We start from the raw sequence: 2472 nt of genomic DNA on the forward strand, positions 1-2472 counted from the left end.
CGCCGGGCAGGTTCGCTGCGACCGCGTCGACCAGGCCGGCGTGGGCGTCGGAGGTGACGAGCCGGACCCCGTCTAGGCCGCGGGCGACGAGGTCGGCGAAGAACTCGTTCCACGCCGACCCCGTCTCACTGGTCGCGACGCGCACGCCCAGGACCTCGCGGTGCCCGTCGCCGTTGACACCAGTCGCGAGGAGGACGACGGCGTTGATGACGCGGCCGCCCTCGCGGACCTTCATGGTGAGCGCGTCGGCGGCGACGAACGTGAACGGGCCCGCCTCACCGAGGGGCCGGTGGCGAAACTCCTCGACGAGCTGGTCCAGGTCGGCCGCCATCCGGGAGACCTGGGACTTGGACAGCGAGTCGATGCCCAAGGTCTTGACCAGCTTGTCCATCCGCCGGGTGGACAAGCTGGCCAGGTAGCAGTCCGCGACCACAGTGATCAGCGCGGACTCGGCCCGCTTGCGCCGCTCGAGCAGCCACTCGGGGAAGTAGGTGCCCTTGCGCAGCTTGGGAACCGCGACATCCAGCGTGCCTACCCGCGTGTCCAAGGGCCGGTGGCGGTAACCGTTGCGCTGGGCCACGCGGTCGCTGCTGGGGCGTCCGTACTCGGCGCCGACGACAGCGTCGGCGTCCGCGGACAGCAGACTGTTGATGATCGACTGCAACAGCGTGCGCATCAGATCAGGCGATGCTTCCGCCAGGGCTTCACCGAGCAGGCCGGCAGGGTCGACAATGTGAGGAGCGGTCATCGTGTGACTCCGTTCGAGGGTGCTGTGAGAGGTTCACTCGAAGGATCACGCGGTGGCCGCGTCCTCGCCTGACGCACACGCCGGAGACGACGACCTCGGCTACCGCGCTACACCACTATGGAGGACTCAACTCACCGAAGAAGCCGGGACGGCCGCGGACGTGGACGTGGCGGGAAGGGCGGGCGGTCTAGGCTTGAGGGGAGTCGAGGGCCGGACGAACTTCGACCGCTGTCCGTTGTGGTGCCCCGTCTGCGGGGTATGCACGACTCTCGTCCGTCGGGTGGTCGGCGGAGGAGTGGCCAAGACGAACCATGAGGCGCCAGCCATGATGCACGTATGATGCACGAAACGGTCTGAACGCCTCATTCTTGGCTGTTTGTGCAGGTCAGGACGTTGTGGCTGGGAGTCTTGTAAACAGGTGGTTGACGGTTCGAGTCCGTTCACCGGCTCTCGCTCCGGCCGACACTGCTGTTTGTCGATTTGAATCGGCGATCCAGTCCGGCACTCGACAGCATGTAGGGTTGACGCCGTAAGAAGAGCAGCGCACTCTGGTCAGAGATGTGCGGGATACTCAACGAAACGGGCGAACTCGCCCTCTTTGTCGCGTGCGTTTTGCCGAGCATACCCGCAGCCTCGGAGCGGGCCCGCGCCTCCGCGCCTCAGGAACGCCAACTACATTGCAGGATCAAGAGGGGGAGTCGTGTCACAGGACAGGGAGGCCGCCGAACGCGCGGCCGGAGAGCTCGCGGGTTCCGTGGTCCCAGGCACGGGATGGCTGGTGGAGCGCGCTTTAGGTGCTATCCGGAGAGAGTGGAGTAGGAATCACTCACAAGTGATGCTCGCGGTTGAACGCTCCTCGGGGATGTCGCGGGAGGATGTGGCAGACCTCTTAGAGGAACGGCCCGAATTGGTCCCGCCATTGACCCAACTTCTTCACGAAGCCACGATGACGGGTGATCATGAGGTCCTCGAGGCAATGGCCGCAACTTTTGCTTCCACTGCAACGGGCAAGATCGAGACGTCAGATTGCCGTCAGATTCTTAACGGAATTCGTAACCTGGATGTAATGGACATAGGACTCTTCCGTTGGTTGCGAGAACGCACCGTCATCCGCTGGAACGACGGGATAGAGCGCGATCCCGAGTCCTGGGCACCCACTAAGCAATCCTTGGCGTCGAATGGAGAGACTCCAACGCGAAACCACTTGGGCCATGTGTATACCACCCACCAGATCGCCACAAGCATAGGCGTGCTGGAGTACGAAGTGATAGCCTCAGTTCGTCGCCTGCTGTCCGGGGGGTTTGTTATGGAATCAACATCGCCAGCTGAACTGCACCTTACGCGCTACATATTCTCTCAACGAGGTCGCCTCCTATGCCTGGCGCTGATTGCACTAACGGAAGACGGGGCCTCAAACTAAGCTTCTCGGTGGATGGGTCCGGTTGGGTGTGGATTCTTAATGTAGTCACCAATCCAGCACATTTGATCGGACCACAGATTGAGAGGACTGTCCTTGGGGTATCAAGTAGCCGGCCGCTGGCATTCACAGATCGCACTTTTCGCCGATGGCGATCCAAGCGATTGACTCGGCTGACCATTCCCGGCTCATCCCAATCGGGGGTGTAGGAGTTGGGGTCTGAAGCCGCTGGTCTCGAGCAGGCTTCGGGCGATGTAGTTGGTCAGGTTGCGGAACCCGAGTGCGGAGCCGCGCAGGTGTTCGAGCC

The 2472-nt window shown here is 62.8% G+C and carries 1 protein-coding gene; it reads right to left on the reverse strand.

Annotated features, from left to right (window positions below; translation table 11 throughout):
* Window positions 1-748 (reverse strand): IS256 family transposase (locus tag FXF60_RS16320; RefSeq protein WP_151527039.1); only part of this gene is annotated, 748 nt, incomplete at its 3' end.
* Between the last annotated feature and the right edge of the window lie 1724 nt (window positions 749-2472).

It is taken from the genome of Serinicoccus kebangsaanensis, assembly GCF_008919445.1.
GTDB lineage: Bacteria > Actinomycetota > Actinomycetes > Actinomycetales > Dermatophilaceae > Ornithinicoccus > Ornithinicoccus kebangsaanensis.